The organism is Hymenobacter sp. HD11105 (genome assembly GCF_054051685.1).
In genome coordinates, this window is the sequence record NZ_JBSWBR010000003.1 from 504,954 (window position 1) to 522,361 (window position 17,408).

Genomic DNA, 17,408 nt, shown 5'->3' on the forward strand with positions numbered 1-17,408 from the left:
ATTCACGACTCACGAATTCAGCTTTATTAGCTTAGCCGTTGAACCATTACTGGTTATAATCAAGCTGTCGTCAGCTGTCCTGTCGGTCCTAATAGGGAAAGTCTTTTCCAGATTATATAGGTCTCCCTCTAATTGTTAAAAAGAGATCAGTCCTCTACAAACTGAAGCAACTTAATATGTCATAATCTATCATCCATAATAGTTTATTGAGATAGATCTTAAGGGCATGAGTGTGATAAGCGGATTTAGTTGATAGACTCTTGAATTATCATCAAACTCATTTATAGCAAACCATGGTGTTATTATAATAATACAAATTATCATTTGTACACACCATAATTTTACACCATTATCATGAGCTAACAGAACCTTGCTCGTTTATATGATTTTTATAATATAATTATATTGATATTATTTTAACTTTAACTAAGCTAAAATAATATTTATTATAAATCTAACACGAAAAGTTCTTTTTGCCTTAAGCATCTATGTAAAATGTTATATTATTACTCATCATGTATGCTCTAAAAGCCGTTTTTTAATTTATATTTATAAAAATGTTATAACAAATGTCAACACATTATATAAATATTCTTCAATCCAAAGAACGCCTTTATATAGTATAATTTATATACATATCCATCTTACACAGACATTCTACAAGATGTTTATAACTTTGGCATAAATCTAGCTGGAACTTATCTGCTTAATAAATGATAAATGCAGCTCAGCAAATAGAATTTTACCGACATCTACTCATAAGGGAATACTGGAAAAAGTTAAATAAAAATCAGATGAAGAAATTGTACTTAAAAATTACAAGCCATTGGTCGAGCTCAGCTCTTGCGGTGTTCTTATTAGTAGCTTTAAGAGTCATGCCGTCGCATGCTCAATCATCTAGCATCACCTACAATGGCCCACTTGTTATTACCAAAGGCGGCACATACAGTGGTAACTGGCAAAGCTTGGATTCAAGCAAGCCTGCAATTTCAATTCAAACTTCTGAACCTGTAGTTATTGAAAACTCGAATATCAGGAGTGCAGGTATCCTTATATGGGCACACTATCAAGGCAATGATGTCACAGTTCGTAACACGCGTGGCTATGGTCTGACTCCTACAGCGGACAATGTCCGTCAGGGAAGATTCTTTGACGCTAATAACTTTAAGAATGCCCGTATAGAGCATAACTATATGGAGCAAACTTCAGGTATCTATTTGGCTAGTTATACAGGCGACAGAAGTATCAATCAAACGGTAAAAGTGTTATACAATCAAGCTCGAGAGATTGATGGGCGTTACCGTAATGGAGGAAAAGAGTTTGTGCAGTTTGTACAATTCAACGCTCTACAAGGGCTACGCGGTATCGAGATTGCTTGGAATGAAGTTATTAATACTCCTAATAAGAGCGCTGTTGAAGATAACATCAACTTATTTCATTCAAATGGAACCGCTGATAGCCCAATTTTAATACATGATAACTTTATCAAAGGTGGCTACCCAACTCCAGCCACAGCAGAGGGCTATTCAGGTGGTGGTATTTTGCTTGGTGACGGATACCCTACGTCTTTAGCCAATTCACCTGGATTTGCTAAATGCTATAATAATCAAGTGGTTAACATGATGAACTATGGCATAGCATTAGCAAATGGTCATGACATCGAAATCTATAACAACCGTGTTGTTTCAAGTGGCCACGTTGATGGTCAGTATTTTGTCTCTGCCAACGTAGGTATGTATACTTGGAATAGCAGCAAAGTTACACCCACTGATGCTTCTGACGATGTCTTTTTCAACATCTCCGTTCACGACAATCAGATAGGATATGTAAAAAAGGGTAACTGGCAGGATCGTAATGATATGTGGTTCCGAAACATACACTTCAATAACAATAACGTTTCGTTACCTAATCCTATCACAGTACAGACTGAAGAAGCAGAGTGGACTTACTGGTTGGAAAAAACCAAAAAAAATAACATTAAACCTGGTCTGATAGAGATTGCTGCACCTGCCCCGGCGCCTAATTTGCCCCCCAGCATTGTGCTGAGCACTCCAGGTGCCCCCCAGACGCTGACGGTGGGCCAAAGCCAAGTGCTGAGTGCCACAGCCAGCGATGCGGATGGCAGCGTCAAGCTAGTAGAGTTCTTTCAAGGTAGCACGAAGGTAGGTGAAACGGCCACGGCTCCTTATCAATTCACATGGACCGCTGCTAGCCCTGGCTCGGTGGACTTCACGGCCCGGGCAACGGACAATGCCGGCTTGAGCGCTACCTCTTCCGTGGTCAGCCTCCAAGTGCTGGCAGCACCAGCCCCCGCTCCTACCCCTGCCCCGGCGCCAGCCCCAGCACCGCCAGCCAATGCCCTCTTTTACCGGGCCATCAACATCAATGGCAGCGCCGTGCGCTTGGATGGTAATCAGTGGGAAGCAGGAAACTCAGCTCCTAATGTGACTATTACTGGTGAGCCTTTCTTCAATCAGACTGCAACGCTAAATCCCGCTGCTGATGATATACGCACCCAAGTGATTCGCTCAGCTATAGGAAGCCGTAACGCCGGCATTGAATTCTCCGCGGTCGCACCAGGTAATTACTTAGTTTACCTCTATGTATGGGAAGATAATTTTTCAATGGTTTTTGATGTAACTGTGCAAGGCCAAGTATTACAAGCTGGGCTTGTTAGTGGATCAGCAGGCACTTGGAAAAGATTAGGTCCTTATACCGCTGCCGTTACTAATGGACAATTGAAAATTGGAGCTATTGGCGCAGCAGATAATGCTAACGTATCAGGAGTAGAATTATGGAAGTCTATTGCACCTGCCCCGGCGCCTAATTTGCCCCCCAGCATTGTGCTGAGCACTCCAGGTGCCCCCCAGACGCTGACGGTGGGCCAAAGCCAAGTGCTGAGTGCCACAGCCAGCGATGCGGATGGCAGCGTCAAGCTAGTAGAGTTCTTTCAAGGTAGCACGAAGGTAGGTGAAACGGCCACGGCTCCTTATCAATTCACATGGACCGCTGCTAGCCCTGGCTCGGTGGACTTCACGGCCCGGGCAACGGACAATGCCGGCTTGAGCGCTACCTCTTCCGTGGTCAGCCTCCAAGTGCTGGCAGCACCAGCCCCCGCTCCTACCCCTGCCCCGGCGCCAGCCCCAGCACCGCCAGCCAATGCCCTCTTTTACCGGGCCATCAACATCAATGGCAGCGCCGTGCGCTTGGATGGTAATCAGTGGGAAGCAGGAAACTCAGCTCCTAATGTGACTATTACTGGTAATCTGTTTTCTAACCAAAATGTAAAACTGCGCTCCACTACTGATGATGCACGGGCACAGATGATTCGTTCATCGGTCAGTGGACGTAATGTAAAGGTGCAGTTCACAAACCTACCGAATGGAGCATATAATGTATATGTGTATGTATGGGAGGATAATAAATCAGAACGGTTTAGCTTGTCGCTCAACAATAAAACAGTTCTCAACAACTACACGAGTGGGTCAGCTGGTAACTGGGATAAGGTAGGCCCATTAACTGCAACCGTTACAGATGGAACTATTCGTTTGGCCAGCACAGGTGGTGAAGCTAACATTTCTGGCATAGAGATTTGGAATGCTCCTGCCAACGCTCCAAGCACGGTAAATGCTCCTAGCCAGCCTATTGCCACCAACACTGTCTCGGCTCAGACATTTCCTAACCCATTTGAAGATGTAGTTACAATTACAACTCAACTCAAGGCAGCAGAAACCATGAATGTGGCCTTGTTTAATCAAGTTGGTCGATTAATTCAGCGGCGTAACATTCATTTCAACGCTGGCATCGCCCAAAGCAGCATTGATATGAGTAGCTTAAACTTACCCTCTGGAAGGTACTATTTGATGTTCCTGTCTGGCTCTTTGACTGGTAAGATGTTGAAGTTGAATAAATAAAGTATTAGTTAGTTCTATATGCAAAATGCTCAACCTATATGGTTGGGCATTTTGCATATATGCCAACCTGGCCAATCCCGATAGGATAGTAGAAAAGGCTGATTTCAACGTGTGCTTCCACCTAGCATAATGAACCTTGCTACAGCGCGGGTCAGTAGAAAGTATCAAAGTATAAATCGAATAGCAAAGCCTGACTTTAAGAAAACTAAGGCGCCATTAGGCAGTAGACTGGATAATTGCTATACATCGGAATCAGTTGTCACGCTACATAATTAAATAGCACTTGCAATTCGGCTACAAATATTAGGTATAAGTTGCCATAGAGCTTGGTCTTTGTGAGTTGGCGAGAAGTAGGGGTTTACAGTGGTTAATCTGCGGTTTGATGCCTTAGCTCATTATGTTGGGTCTTCGACGCTCACTTTGTACTAGGTTGCATGGTGCAGTGTTGCCAGGTAGGGTAGTAATTAGAGCTTATAAATTAAATTCCTACTTAGTTAGCTATTACAGACTATAATATGTGAACCTATTAATACTAGCATGTTATCAAATTATGACACTTATATGTTTAGTATTTTCTTTGATTTTAACATTAATTTATTGCACTTTTAAATATTGGTAGTACATTTATTGATCAACGATATAACTAGCAGTATAGCCTCTTATCTGGAGAATGAAAAAGGCCCTAGTAACTGGCATTATCGGACTTGATGCGTTTCATCTAGTTGAACTACTGCTAGCAAAAGGCTACGAAGTTCATGGCATCAAAAGCCATAATCTCCAGTTAGAAATTAACCGTGCAGGTACTGCATATTGCCTCTACTTTGTAAATCACTCTTGTTTCCATTTACATAGTGCTGACTTAGTAAACGTAGAAGAACTCTCTTCTCTTATAGAGAATGTTCGACCAGATGAACTCTATCATTTAGGGAATTCATCATATATAAACGATTCTTCTAAGACACTTCAGTACGCCAACGAAATCAACGCCCTTTGTACTCTACGCTTATTGGAAGCAATCTATGTTTCTGGATTAACTCATAGTATTCGCGTTTATCAATCAGCCCCCCCCGTATTAGGGAATCAATTTGATAAGGCAGTGATATCTCGCTTCTCAGCTAAGCCAAGCAGTTATCACATTATGGACTTCTATCGTACCTCTCATGGTATGTATGCTTGTAATGGGATGTTGTTTGGCCGTAATCTGTGCTACTATGGTGAGCCTCCATTAATCAACAAGATTATACGAGGAGTTGTCCGAATTGCTTTAGGCTTACAAGGAATGTTGTATTTGAACTCATTTAATAGCCGGCTTGATTGGGGATATGGACAGGACTATGCAGATTGTATGTGGCGTATATTGCAGCAAAGCAAGCCCGAAAATTTTGTCATTGCCACTGGTGTCATTACCACGGTTCGTGAATTTGTGCGGCTGGTCTTTGCGGAGTTAGGAATAGAGATTGTCTTCCAAGGCGAGGACGCCCGTGAGGTTGGTTATGTAGTTGCCTGTCATGACACAGATTTTATTTTAATGCCGGGTCAAACAGTTACAGCTATTGATACTACTCGTTACCGAAATCAGATAATAGAACCACCACTTGCGGAAGTCAGCAAAGTCAGACGCCAATTAGGGTGGAAACCTCGTCACGATCTTTGCGCTTTAATTCAGGAAATGGTGCAGCACGACTTACAACTTGTTCAGCACGACATCAAATCACTTTTGGATGACCATTTAGTTCTCTTATAATCTTTTCCGTCTTCTACCTTGACACTTCAAAAACTTCTTCACTTTTCTTTCGCCTTACGTTTTTCCGATGGAGTTATCAGCTAAAATATATATTGCCGGTCACCACGGAATGGTTGGCTCAGCTATTGAACGCCGTCTGCGTGCGGCTGGCTATCAAAACTTAGTAACCCGCACTTCCCAAGAATTAGATCTACGCAACCAATCAGCGGTTGCGAACTTTTTTGCAGCTGAGCAACCAAAATACGTTTTTTTGGCTGCTGCTCGCGTGGGTGGCATTTATGCTAACAGCAATTATCCATCTGATTTCCTATATGACAATTTAATGATCCAAGCGAATGTGTTACAGCAGAGCTATGAGAATCGCGTGCACAAATTGCTTTTTTTAGGATCTTCCTGTATTTACCCTCGTTTAGCATCCCAACCATTAAGAGAAGAATATCTGCTAACAGGTTCTCTGGAACAAACAAATGAACCTTATGCTATAGCAAAAATAGCAGGCGTTAAGCAGTGTCAGGCTTATCGACGCCAACATGGCTGTTCTTTTATCACCGCAATTCCCACTAACCTATATGGCCCCCATGATAACTACCATGTGCAAAACTCGCACGTGTTGCCAGCATTACTACGTAAGTTTCATGAGGCGCGCATGAATGAGTCGCCTACTGTTGAAATATGGGGTACTGGCACACCTCGTCGTGAGTTTTTACATGTAGATGATTTTGCTGATGCTTGTCTTCACCTTATGCTTCATTACGATGGTCTAGAACCTATTAATGTCGGCACAGGTGAGGATATATCTATTGCCGATTTAGCACGCTTAATCCAGCGCATCACTGGCTACCGTGGAAAACTACGCTTTAATGCCCTTATGCCTGACGGAACACCACGCAAAATACTTGACATCAGCAAGCTATCTAGCATGGGGTGGCGTGCTTCAACTCCATTGGATAAAGGTATAGCGGCCGTATATGCTTTGGCAGAATGGGAGTCTGAACCTCAGGCCAGCAGCCAAGTTTTCTCCACTACATAACCAATTTCGTTAGACTCTTTCCCTTTAACAAAAGTGCCTCCTGGCTGAAGCCAGGAGGCACTTTTGTTAAGGCACTATTTAAAGCAGATTTAGTGACTTAAATACTCATCAGTACATGATCAACAGTTTGTAAGTATTTCTTTTTGGAGTATCGTTCTAATAACCGGCTTCTCGACTCGGCTATTATGATGGGACTTAAGTTTAATACCTCTTCTACCGCTTGAGCGAATGAATCAAAGTCATTTACTTCATATTGACCGGCTTTGACATCTTTGCCTAGCACTTCAGCTACAGCTGTATTTGCTACATAGCAAACTGGAGTGTTTAGAAAGTAGGCTTCGATAGCGGGGAGACCAAACCCTTCCATTTCTGACGGAAAAATTAGAGCACGAGCCTTGGAAATGGTATTAATAAACTCGTCTTGATTTAAACGTGATTTTAGAACTACGCCCTTCATAGAGTTTGCTAATCGTGTAACAGCAGGCGTAAAATTACCCACTAGATGCAAGGGTGTTAATTCCTTTTTTACTGCTTGTAATTGTTGCCAGAGCTGTAAAAACTGCAGTGTGCACTTATGAGGTTGGTCGGAAGCTAAATGAAGTACATAATCCTCCTTACTAATTGCGCTACCTAGAGACAGATTTTCGAAATCCGAAGCTTCGTAAGTAACATGAATTTGTGGAACTGGAATATTATATCTATCAGCAAAATTCAAAATCTGCTGCTTCGCATTTTGTGATACAGTGAGAATATGATCACTCCTACGAATACTGGCTTTCATCAGGCCTAACCAATACGCCAAATCAAGTTTAGAGCGAGTAGCGGGGTACTTATCTGCATAATGTTGCAGCAGAGCATCATGCATAACACTAACTACCAGCTCATTGGGTCTGCTAACGTAAGAGATATAGCCCTTAGGATACAGCCAAATATCTGGCTTTGCTGTCCGCACAAAAAGTGGGTGCAAATTATCGGTTAGAATGCGTGAAATCTTTCCCTCATCTGTACGCCAAGGGAGCAAATACTTGTTTACAGCCTGATGCTCAAACTGAAAAGATGATTTAGAGACGACTTGTGAAAGAGAGTAGTTTGGCATTTCTACCAGACCACCCATTAGCGTTTTGGTAATAGTTGTAATACCAAGACTGCGGTCACGATGAGGATTTTGGTCAGCTAAATAAAATGTTATGTTTTTCATTTATACCCAGAGGAGCGACATTAAAAATTGTATAGATATTTTTTACAATCTATCTCGCTTGTTCTGTTGTGTTTAGTTACGTGTGCGATAAACTGATTGTACTGGTCTACCAATCAAATATTTATCAATGCCTTCGTCTATAGCTCGGCGATAAATAGCGAGGGCAGCATGAACTCGCTCGATAGTTGTATCTACTACGGCAGGTGTATGGGAATAGCTGATTACAAAGGATGGGAGCAGTAGGCCCCGCCGTAGGGTTTCTTGCAAAAACAAGGTTCTGAAGGCCTGCGATGGTTGTCCGTCCGCATCGCGCGACCCGAAAAACAGACAGCAGCTTTGTCCAAAAATCGGAACGTTGTCCTCCAATTTATGGTCTCTAACCGCTGCCTGCAGGCCTTGCCGTAGTCGCTCACCTTGCTCATTCAGATGCGCTATAACCGGCTCTTGGCGGTACACTTGCATGACGGCCCGAGCGGCAGCTAAGGAGTGCGATTCTGCGCCATAAGTCGTGGAAAGCAAAAATACTCGGTCGTGGTCTAACTGCCGTAAGCCACCTAGCTCCATGAGTTCACGGCGACCAGCCAAGGCAGCTATAGAGAATCCGTTGCCGAGAGCTTTACCAAAAGCACTCAAATCGGGGCGAACGCCATGTACAGCCTGTCCCCCACCTACATGGGAGCGAAACCCCGCAACGATTTCATCAAAAATAAGTACAGTCCCTTCTTTATCACAGAGAGCACGCACTGCCAGTAAAAAACCAGGAAGTGGTGGCACATCGCGCTCCACTTCCATTACTATTGCAGCAATTTGCCCAGGAAACGCAGTAAATACAGTGATCAGACTATCAATATCATTGTAGCGAAAACGCTGGGACTGTTCGCGTACTACTTGCGGAACTCCAGCATTAACGGGTGTCGTGCCAATAAACCAATCATCAACAGAGAAAAAAGGATGGTCAGCACACACCGCAATTAAGTCGCGGCCAGTGTAAGCACGAGCCAGCTTGACGGCAGCACTAGTAGCATCAGAGCCATTCTTAGTAAACTTAACCATGTCGCCGGCCTGCGTTAAATCAAGAAACTCTTCGGCTGTTTCTAGCTCTAATACTGCTGGACGACCAAAATTGACCCCGCGAGTCATTTCTGCTTGGGCAGCCGCTACGATTGGCGCAAACGCATGACCCAGTGTAACGGAGCGTAAGCCCATACCATACTCGATGAATTCGTTTCCATCCACATCCCATACCCGGCAATTTGCCCCCCGGACAATGTAAGGAGCCATATGCTCCGGAAATTGATCATCGCCTTTCGCGTAGGTATGGCTGCCTCCAGGGATAAGGTCGTGAAACCGCTGTTGCAAGGCCATGGAACGAGCAAAGCTCGGCTCATCTGAATAATGATTCAAAGATGAGTTATCCACTGAGGCGATATTGATGGAAGAGTTCATACGACTAAGACTTTGCAATAAACGAGGGTCATGAAAGTAAGCTCGCATTTTTTATTACGCGCTATACTATAGCTAGGCTAGCTGTACCAGCAGACCACTGGTAACGAGAGCTTTAGTGGCTCGCTCAAGTAATGCGTAAGGTAAGTTGGCCTGCTCGGCTATATCGAGGAGGGAATGTTCTCCGTCGGAGAGGTTGAGCATCCATAGCAGTGCCATTTGCCAATCAGCACCCTCCGTACCACCGCCAACACCTTTGTATAATCCACGGCGGCCTAACTGTGGCTCACCGTAGGGGCTAAGGTTACGGTATCGCACATTAGTTTCGAGCATAAAACACACCTGCTTAAATAGCAACATAGATTCCTCGAGCTGCTCAGGGCGCACAAAGTCGAGGTTATCAGCAGATGTATGATATTCGGGAAACTCACCGAATGGTGTACGAGAAAGGCAGCCAACAGGCAGGTTAAATCCGGGCGAACAATACTGACGCTCGTCGTAGCCATAGGGCGAGAAAGGTCGTACCGCGTGGGGTAGCCCAGTATCGCGTAAAGCCACTGCTACAGCTCGATCTATATCAGCTGTATCGCGGCGTGATTTTTTGTACGTAAAAGCTCCCGGTCCACCAAGTAGCGTAGCCACCAAGCCATGGCGAATATGGCTTACAGTCTCCCTATTATTACTCAACCAGGTGATAGAACCAATAGTACCCGGGACAAACACAAAACGATATGAGTACCGACGCGTTTGCCTAGCCAAGTGTTGAGCCAAAAACGTAGCCACCACTATACCAGAAAGGTTATCGTTAGCCAACGATGGATGGCAGCAGTGACTAGATATTAATACCTCTTCATCAGTACTACCTGGTAGCAAAAGCTCGCCGTAGGTAAGATTTCCGGCCGAGTCTAAGGTAGTATCAACGTACACTTCGTAACGGCCATCAGGCAGTGCCACACGATCATTGTGTGCTAAACAAAAGCCCCAGTTCGGTTGGTAATAAGAAGTTCGATACGGAATCAGATCTGGCTGGTCAGGTATCGAGAATAGATGCTCGTCGAGTTCAGACCGCGTAAACCAACTATGTATAGGAGTGCTATAATTCAGTATGTGGAGATTATGATTAGCGAAATCAATTACTCGTTCACCTTGCTCATTTTTCACCCAAGCAGTCCGAATGTTCCACTCGGCTGGCACAGTCCAATCGAGTGCTTGCGTACCACTAGGCACTTCATGAATAACTAAGTCAGGCAAATACTCACGTAGAATCGCCAATGTAGCCCTCACTCCATCGCCCGTAATACTACGACAAATAGGAAATAGCCGAGTCATGAGCTCAGGCATCGTAGCTATTGGCTGCTCAGTAGTTTCATTTTCAAACAGAGCATGGGGGGCTTTTTTTGACGTTGGCGAAGTCATACCAGAACAGAATAAGCGGATACTACAAACTGTCTGTTGTAGAGCTTAAATATGGAGAGCAAGCAAAGCGTTTTTTACGCGTGAGCTATCGGCGCAACAACACATATTTCATCTTGCTGTCACTATACTCATTCTGTACAAATCAGTGAACACTTTACAACAGCAAGATGAAGCTATGCTAGTCGTATACCTTTACTTCTGGAATAGGAACTACAAATTTACCCCCCCAGCTACGGACATCCGCCATTTGCTCCATGATTTCCTCCCGAAGGTTCCAGGGTAAAATCAGTACATAATCAGGTTGAGTTTGCCGGATACGGTCAGGGTGACAAATAGGAATACGGGTACCAGGCAGGAAATTACCTTGCTTATGAGGACTCAAATCAACCGTATATTCTACGAAATCAGTGCGAATGCCACAATAGTTGAGCAGTGTGTTCCCTTTACCAGGAGCACCATATCCTACTACTTTTTTATTGGCTCGACGAGCTTCAATTAGAAAGCTAAGGAGCTTCCGCTTGGTCTCTTTAGTCTGCTCCTCGAAAGCAGCATAAAACGATAAATCGAGTATACCGGCTTGCACCTCCTGGTCTCGTAGTTTCGTTACGCGCTCGATTACGGGTTGAGCCTCGTGGCTGGTATGGCGAGCGAAAATACGAATTGAACCGCCGTGAGTTGGCAGTTCTTCAACGTCGAACAGAGTGAGTCCATGGTGCGCAAAAATGCGCTCTACGGTATAGAACGATAAATACGAAAAGTGCTCGTGATAAATAGTGTCGAACTGGTTGCCTTCTATCAGACGTAATAGATGCGGAAACTCCATGGTAATTACGCCTTCTGGCTTGAGCAGGACTTTCATACCACTCACAAAATCATTAATGTCCGGCACATGAGCCAATACATTGTTGCCCAATAGTAAATCAGCTTGGCCTACCGTGCTAGCAATATGCTGGGCGGTATCATGACCAAAAAATTTAACTATTGTATTTATACCTTTTGCTTGGGCATATTCAGCTACGTTGGCAGCGGGCTCTACTCCGAGTACCGGAATACCTTTTTCGACGAAATACTGTAGCAGATAGCCATCGTTGCTAGCTAGTTCTACTACTAAGCTATTTGCTGTTAAACTAAAACGCTCACTAACCATGTCAGTATAGCGATGAGCGTGGCGCAACCACGAGGCCGAATACGAGGAAAAATAGGCGTAGTCGTTGAATACCTCTGTAGGACTGACGAACTCATCTAACTGTACCAAGAAACATTCTTTGCAAACGCGGGCGTGTAGCGGATAGAAGGGCTCAGCTTTGTTGAAATTCTGCGGGCGCACATGGTCTTGGCACAGAGGCGAAGTACCTAAATTCACAAAAGTTGTAGTAAGAGGCGTAGAGCAGAACCGACAGGGACTAGCAGGCGGCAAACCAAATTCTACATCTTGAGCAAGGTCGACAGATGAAGATGATGGATTAGTAGCAACGGTGGCAGGAGAAGTAGATATGTCCATATTATGGAGTAGAAGAGATATACAAAGCAAAAAGGTTATTACTAATCAGCGCCTAAGATTTGCGGGGCACGATGATAGAAGTAGTTAGCTGAAAATCCGGATGGCTGCGGTCTTTTTGCGAAATCAGCACAGGTTCAATAGGCCACTCGATGCCAATAGATGGATCATTCCAACGCAAGGCACCATCGGCGCCGGGCATATACTTAGCTGACATTTGATAAGCAACATCAGTAGCATCCTGCAGGGTAATAAAACCGTGGGCGAAGCGCTCTGGCACAAATAACATCCGAAAGTTATCAGCGGTCAGCTCTACACCTATCCACTGCCCATATGTTGGTGACTCTTCGCGCAGGTCTACTATTACATCATAAATAGCTCCCCTCGTGCAACGCACTAACTTGCTTTCGCTGTAGGGAGCAATTTGATAATGCATGCCGCGCAAAGTGCCGCACTTCGGATTAGACGACACATTCGCTTGCACAGTAGCCATCCGAATTCCATACGCCGCAAACTCGTCTTCGCACCAAGAGCGGGCAAAAAATCCTCGCTCATCCGACAAGCGCTCTAAATCAATGATGAAGGCGCCTGCTAGCTTCGTTTGGGTGAAGATCATAACTTGTTTGAATTAGAAGCAAAGAAACCAAACAGCTTAAACTTCTGAACAACACGAAATTCAGATAGTTGCTTCCTCTGCTATGGCTTGCACTATAGCCGTAGATTGCCACTCCAAATTGCTACCAAGCTGCCCACTCTCTCGCAGAGAGGCTAGTACCTGTAGACGTATAAGTTGCGACGAGCGAAAATTAGCGTCTCGGAAACCTATGTTCATCAGCCCATCGCGCAGTTCAGCAATAGTGTCGGGTAGCGTACGTTGGGGTTGATGGTGAGGGGCTAATTGGCGGAACAAGTTAAAGTCAACACGATATGAGCGCTTATCGGGTGGAGCGGCAGGGTTTAGCGTAACCACAGTACCTGGAATGGCTGCTGCCACGGCCTCGGCTAACTCATGTACTTGATAATTCCAATGATCGGAGCCTGCATTTATTGCTAAAAAGTTGCCCCCATTTTCAGTTTCCCGGCTAATAGCCCATTCAATGGTGCGAGCCATATCCTGCACATGAATAAGCGGACGCCATGGCGTACCATCGCTAAGGATGTTGATTTCACCGGCAGCCACAGCTCCCGCTACAAAGTCGTTGACTACCAGATCAAGTCGTAAACGGTCGCTCCAGCCACAAGCTGTAGCAAACCGCAGGCAGGTAACTCGAAAGTCTGTGCTGGCTAGCTGAGCTAGTTCCTGCTCGCTTAACACTTTAGAACGCGCGTAGGCAGTGAGTGGATTGAGCGTAGAGTTTTCTGTTTTAGCTTCCTCTCCACCAGCTCCATACATGCTACAGCTGCTCGCAAACACAAAAGCTCGTACACCCGCTGCTTTGGCTTGTTGCGCCAACTTGATTCCAGCTTGATAGTTGATAGCTAATGTCACATCCTCATAGGCTGAGCCCATTGGATCATTGGAAATGGCTGCAAGGTGCACAACTGCATCAACTCCATTTAGTAAATGAGCAGATATGTCGCGTACATCTCCAAAATACTGTTGGTTGAGACGGGATTCGGGCAGACGACTAGGGCCAGTTAAGCAATGAGCAAAAAAACCTATATCGTATCCAATTAACTCAGCCTGGGGGTACGTTTGACGCAAGTGGCGCACAACGCCAGGGCCTACGTAGCCCATGTTGCCAGTAATAAGGATGCGCTGCGGGTTCATTTACTAGTGGATTTTCGTTTTAAAGCTTACTGAGTGCAGTTCATGTTGGCATCTGATCTGCACTTTCGGAGCTGCTTAGCTTAAGATGGATGACTGGGTTGCTCGTGGAGTATCCTTGTGAATAGAAGTAGAGGGAAGAGAATCGTTTGGGTTACCCCATATTCTCCATTTGGCTTTGCCAGTTGCCCACATCTCTTCCAATACATTGCGGTCACGTAGCGTGTCCATGGGCTGCCAGAAGCCTGTGTGCCGATATGCTGCTAGTTGCCCATCGGCAGCTAATTGCTCTAGGGGGCCTTTTTCCCAGATGGTTGCATCAGACTCAATATAATCGAGTACCTGTGGCTCCAACACGAAAAATCCTCCGTTGATCCAAGGAGATTCGCCCCCTTCTGGTTTCTCAGTAAAGCTTGATATTAAGCTACTATCATCAACTAAGTTGAATACCCCAAAGCGACCCGGGGGACGGACAGCTGTTAGTGTTGCTAATGTTCCTTGTTGATGATGGTAAGCAATACTTTCGTTAATATTTACGTCGCTTACTCCGTCGCCGTAGGTAAGGCAAAAGGTATCATCATGTAAATATTGGCGCACACGGCGCAAGCGCCCGCCGGTCATAGTTTCCTCACCTGTATCTACTAGGGTTACAGTCCAAGGTTCAGCCCGGCTTCGATGCACTTGCATCTCGTTGCGATCCATCCGGAAAGTCACATCTGCATTATGCAGGAAGTAATCAGCAAAATATTGCTTAATAAGATGGCCTTTATAACCACAACATATTATAAAGTCAGTAATGCCATGATGAGCATAAATCTTCATTATATGCCATAGAATGGGTTTACCACCGACTTCTACCATTGGCTTTGGTCTAACACCACTTTCTTCACTGAGACGAGTGCCGTAGCCACCTGCGAGTATAACTGCCTGCATAAGGAATGTATTAGAAGAGACAAAGGCAGAATTCAGCAAATATTAATCCATCTCAGAACCCAGAGCCTTCATAAGTGCACATCCTTGTATAAGTTTATAACTTGTAGATGACATAATTTAATTATTCACTCTATTTTTTATCTGACATTAGATAGAGTCATGACCTAGATACATCTACCCTGCTTAGCTACAGCTGTTATATAGCTGTTGTAGTAGGGGACACGCAGTATAAGTCGACTATCACCTATGAGCTACGCAACTTGAATAGCTACTAATATGGAAAACACCATTAGGATCTTCTGTTTGAAAAGATCCTAACGGTTTTATTCGTATTTATCCTGTTTTATCAGGGACTTTGAACAATGAACTTGTGAAATACTCGCTTACTTGTACAGTATCGGCAACTTTCAATATGTATAAGTAACAGCAGTAAAATTCTGCCCACCACACAGAAGCTGACCTAGCAAAATCACTTAAGAAGTTAGTATCGCATCATCTTGCAGATTAGCCAAATTTAGGACTGCAACTGATGGCTTAACGGTTATTGCAGGTAGAACTAAATGGGTTATGTATAAAAGTTATATTTGCTACTATAACTAGTAAGCGTTTTTCTCACCACGAACCATGTTCCAGACGGTCTGGCCAATAATTTTCATATCCAAGCCAAATGACCAGTTCTGCACATATTTCAGGTCGTACTCTACACGCTTCTCCATAGTACCAGCTTCGCGAGTTTCGCCACGGTAGCCGTTTACCTGAGCGTAGCCCGTGATACCAGGAGTTACAGCATGGCGCATCTGATAAGTGCGGATATGCTTTGAGTACTCTTCCAACTGCGACAGCATGTTAGGACGGGGACCAACTACTGACATATGCCCCATCAGTACATTGAAGAACTGTGGCAACTCATCAAGGTTGTACTTGCGCAGGTACTTGCCTACGCGGGTGATCCGCATATCGTTTTTAGTAGCCTGAAGTTCCGTTTGCCCGTGGTTGGCCTGCATCGTGCGCAGCTTATAGCAGGGGAAAAGCTGATTGCGTTTACCTGGCCGCAACTGTTTAAAGAATACCGGACCTGGTGAATCTAGCTTGATAATGAGAGCTAGCAAACCCATTACCACTGGGAATATGGTAACAATGATGGTGAAGGAAAAAGCAATATCGAATAAGCGCTTCATCACTTGGTTTGTGCGCATTCCCAAAGGCTCATGCCGAATAGTAAGAATCGGCATGTGATCATAGAAGTACACATTCACATCTTGGCGAACTGTACCGCTGAAGTCAGGTACGATACGGAACGACAGGAAGTGGTCATCAGCAAAGCGTGACAAGTCTTCGATGAGTTCACGCTTATCAAGCGGCATGGCGAAGTAGATCTCATCTACCTGGGTTTGGGAGCAGTATTTCTTCAGGTCGGCTATGGAGCCTTTTACTAACGACTTTAAGTTGTCAGCTACTGGCTCGTCCGTGAAGAAACCTAGGAACTTATTGCCAACTGGGTCATGAGAAGCTAAGAACCGATACAGTTCTTGACCACTATTGCCAGCACCTACAATCACGAAGTGCGTATGAGCTCGGGCTATACGAGTGCAATAGGTCCGATACAAGAAGGCTAATAGAAAACGCCCCCCAACTACCCCTACTACTGATAAGCTATAAACAAGCACTAGGTAACGAACTGTCAACCAGTTTGTGTCGAAGAGCATAGCCCCAGCCATGATCAAACCTGCGTGTATCAGGAAGGTCCGAACGAGGTAGAGGAGTTTCTCCCGGTACGTAATAAGGCGGTCTATTCTGTATAAGTTGGCATACTGGCCCGACAGAATCCACCAGAGCAAACCAAAAATGGCAAAGAAGAAGGGGTAATAGCTATTAAATACCCAGTTATCGAACAAGAAGAAGCCAGTAAGACGGAATGCGCCAAAGATGATGAGGACGTCCACCACTGGCAGGATGATGCGGGAGGCATCTGTGTAGTGTTTGTAGCGTTCCATAAGTTAGTACAAGTAGGCGGTAGGCAGAAGGAGGTTTGTTGGTCTTGTACGGATGCAAAGTAAATTCATTCTGTACTTAAATCAATAATTTATATGACTTTTTACTAAAAAAAGATAATAAATAATTAACACAACAATAATATTCCATGATATGTCTTTGCGGAATCCTCTCTATATAGCCTATTTCTATATTATTTAATGATTTTATGGCTTTTTACTCCAATTGATCTAGAAGGTTTCATGTTAATTCTGACAAAGTTTATACCACGAAGGGAAAATCAGGCAAAATACCTGCTTAAAACAGAGATTTATGAGCCAGCTGAATCCCTTTAGCTAATATAGTAAGAAGGCGATTAATATTTGTAAATATTTGAGAAGCAATTGACTGTAAGAAAATGGAAAGTCAGCAAAATCGCTTTTTAGTCAAAAATCGAGCAATACAATCAATCATTCGAGTCAACTAAATGATC

11 protein-coding genes are annotated in these 17,408 nt (G+C 44.4%); 3 read left to right on the top strand and 8 right to left on the bottom strand.

Going from position 1 to position 17,408, the window contains the following annotated elements:
* Window positions 1–713: 713 nt before the first annotated feature.
* From ACW9KT_RS12665 to ACW9KT_RS12675, 3 genes are all read left to right on the top strand, one after another.
* Window positions 714–3,914 (top strand): Ig-like domain-containing protein, encoded by a 3,201-nt coding sequence (locus tag ACW9KT_RS12665; RefSeq protein ID WP_457080901.1) that lies wholly within the window; start codon window positions 714–716, stop codon window positions 3,912–3,914.
* A gap of 670 nt (window positions 3,915–4,584) precedes the next feature.
* Window positions 4,585–5,658 carry a GDP-mannose 4,6-dehydratase gene (locus tag ACW9KT_RS12670; RefSeq protein WP_457080903.1) on the top strand — a complete coding sequence of 358 codons (1,074 nt, stop codon included), beginning with the start codon at window positions 4,585–4,587 and terminating at the stop codon, window positions 5,656–5,658.
* Between the two features lie 67 nt (window positions 5,659–5,725).
* The gene (locus ACW9KT_RS12675) at window positions 5,726–6,688 is read left to right on the top strand and encodes a GDP-L-fucose synthase family protein (RefSeq protein ID WP_457080905.1); all 963 of its coding nucleotides are present in this window, start codon (window positions 5,726–5,728) and stop codon (window positions 6,686–6,688) included.
* 97 nt (window positions 6,689–6,785) lie between these two features.
* Here ACW9KT_RS12675 and ACW9KT_RS12680 read toward each other — a convergent pair whose 3' ends face one another.
* The 8 genes from ACW9KT_RS12680 to ACW9KT_RS12715 form a co-directional block, all read right to left on the bottom strand.
* Window positions 6,786–7,886: a glycosyltransferase gene (locus tag ACW9KT_RS12680; RefSeq protein WP_457080907.1), complete on the bottom strand. Its 1,101-nt coding sequence runs from the start codon at window positions 7,884–7,886 to the stop codon at window positions 6,786–6,788.
* A gap of 72 nt (window positions 7,887–7,958) precedes the next feature.
* Window positions 7,959–9,332, bottom strand: a complete 1,374-nt coding sequence (locus ACW9KT_RS12685; RefSeq protein ID WP_457080909.1) for a glutamate-1-semialdehyde 2,1-aminomutase — start codon at window positions 9,330–9,332, stop codon at window positions 7,959–7,961.
* 72 nt (window positions 9,333–9,404) lie between these two features.
* Window positions 9,405–10,745, bottom strand: a complete 1,341-nt coding sequence (locus ACW9KT_RS12690; protein ID WP_457080911.1) for a DUF4910 domain-containing protein — start codon at window positions 10,743–10,745, stop codon at window positions 9,405–9,407.
* 178 nt (window positions 10,746–10,923) lie between these two features.
* Complete coding sequence (locus tag ACW9KT_RS12695) at window positions 10,924–12,246, bottom strand: methyltransferase domain-containing protein (RefSeq protein ID WP_457080913.1); 1,323 nt, start codon at window positions 12,244–12,246, stop codon at window positions 10,924–10,926.
* Window positions 12,247–12,298: 52 nt separating this feature from the next.
* Window positions 12,299–12,859 carry a dTDP-4-dehydrorhamnose 3,5-epimerase gene (gene rfbC / locus ACW9KT_RS12700; protein WP_457080915.1) on the bottom strand — a complete coding sequence of 187 codons (561 nt, stop codon included), beginning with the start codon at window positions 12,857–12,859 and terminating at the stop codon, window positions 12,299–12,301.
* A gap of 60 nt (window positions 12,860–12,919) precedes the next feature.
* Complete coding sequence (locus tag ACW9KT_RS12705; protein ID WP_457080917.1) at window positions 12,920–14,014, bottom strand: NAD-dependent epimerase/dehydratase family protein; 1,095 nt, start codon at window positions 14,012–14,014, stop codon at window positions 12,920–12,922.
* 75 nt (window positions 14,015–14,089) lie between these two features.
* Window positions 14,090–14,944 carry a glucose-1-phosphate cytidylyltransferase gene (gene rfbF, locus ACW9KT_RS12710; RefSeq protein WP_457080919.1) on the bottom strand — a complete coding sequence of 285 codons (855 nt, stop codon included), beginning with the start codon at window positions 14,942–14,944 and terminating at the stop codon, window positions 14,090–14,092.
* Window positions 14,945–15,540: 596 nt separating this feature from the next.
* On the bottom strand, window positions 15,541–16,938 hold the full coding sequence (locus ACW9KT_RS12715) for an undecaprenyl-phosphate glucose phosphotransferase (RefSeq protein WP_457080921.1): 1,398 nt from the start codon (window positions 16,936–16,938) through the stop codon (window positions 15,541–15,543).
* Between the last annotated feature and the right edge of the window lie 470 nt (window positions 16,939–17,408).

What these genes read in the sequence shown, in the direction of transcription:
- ACW9KT_RS12705 (WP_457080917.1), bottom strand. Translation starts at nt 14,014, where the DNA reads ATGAACCCGCAGCGCATCCTTATTACTGGCAACATGGGCTACGTAGGC.
- rfbF (WP_457080919.1), bottom strand. Translation starts at nt 14,944, where the DNA reads ATGCAGGCAGTTATACTCGCAGGTGGCTACGGCACTCGTCTCAGTGAA.
- ACW9KT_RS12675 (WP_457080905.1), top strand. Translation starts at nt 5,726, where the DNA reads ATGGAGTTATCAGCTAAAATATATATTGCCGGTCACCACGGAATGGTT.
- ACW9KT_RS12680 (WP_457080907.1), bottom strand. Translation starts at nt 7,886, where the DNA reads ATGAAAAACATAACATTTTATTTAGCTGACCAAAATCCTCATCGTGAC.
- ACW9KT_RS12670 (WP_457080903.1), top strand. Translation starts at nt 4,585, where the DNA reads ATGAAAAAGGCCCTAGTAACTGGCATTATCGGACTTGATGCGTTTCAT.
- ACW9KT_RS12715 (WP_457080921.1), bottom strand. Translation starts at nt 16,938, where the DNA reads ATGGAACGCTACAAACACTACACAGATGCCTCCCGCATCATCCTGCCA.
- ACW9KT_RS12665 (WP_457080901.1), top strand. Translation starts at nt 714, where the DNA reads ATGATAAATGCAGCTCAGCAAATAGAATTTTACCGACATCTACTCATA.
- rfbC (WP_457080915.1), bottom strand. Translation starts at nt 12,859, where the DNA reads ATGATCTTCACCCAAACGAAGCTAGCAGGCGCCTTCATCATTGATTTA.
- ACW9KT_RS12690 (WP_457080911.1), bottom strand. Translation starts at nt 10,745, where the DNA reads ATGACTTCGCCAACGTCAAAAAAAGCCCCCCATGCTCTGTTTGAAAAT.
- ACW9KT_RS12695 (WP_457080913.1), bottom strand. Translation starts at nt 12,246, where the DNA reads ATGGACATATCTACTTCTCCTGCCACCGTTGCTACTAATCCATCATCT.
- ACW9KT_RS12685 (WP_457080909.1), bottom strand. Translation starts at nt 9,332, where the DNA reads ATGAACTCTTCCATCAATATCGCCTCAGTGGATAACTCATCTTTGAAT.